Annotated in this window: 1 protein-coding gene; it reads left to right on the top strand. The window is 47.3% G+C overall.

The window, feature by feature from the left end; all coding sequences use genetic code 11:
- Positions 1–630 (top strand): efflux RND transporter permease subunit (locus R7Z49_RS25930; protein ID WP_318112543.1); only part of this gene is annotated, 630 nt, incomplete at both ends.

Raw genomic sequence — 630 nt, 5'->3', positions numbered from 1 at the left:
GAAATGGGTAAGAAGTTCTACGATGGTAACGGTAAGTTCCGTGGGCAAGATGCTTCGATTGTCGCTCTGTCACTTCAGTCTGATGCAAACGCACTAGAAAGTGGTAAAGCAGTAATGGAACTGCTTGAACGCTTGAGCGAAAACTTCCCTGAAGGTATGACTTACGAAACCAGCTACGACACGACTGTGTTCGTCGCTGAGTCTATCAAAGGTGTGGTAAAAACACTTGTCGAAGCGATTCTACTGGTTATTGCCGTAACCTACCTATTCTTGGGCAGTGCGCGAGCAACGTTAATTCCAGTGGTCGCGATTCCAGTTTCGTTGATTGGTACGTTTGCCATCATGCAAGCGACAGGATTCACCATCAACACGGTAACCTTGTTCGGTTTGATTCTCGCGATTGGTATCGTGGTGGATGACGCGATTCTGGTTATCGAAAACGTTGATACCACGATGGCGAAAGATCCAACCATTTCACCACGTAAAGCAACGTTGCTAGCGATGAAAGAGGTGACTGGGCCAATCATTACCTCAACGTTGGTTCTGTTGGCGGTATTCCTACCTGTCGCGATGCTTCCGGGTATTACTGGCATCATGTATCGTCAGTTCGCATTGACGATCTGTATTTCG

The sequence above is a fragment of the Vibrio sp. 1562 genome, from assembly GCF_033340155.1.
Classification (GTDB): Bacteria; Pseudomonadota; Gammaproteobacteria; order Enterobacterales; family Vibrionaceae; genus Vibrio; species Vibrio alginolyticus.
This window is presented reverse-complemented; position numbering and strand designations above follow the sequence as displayed.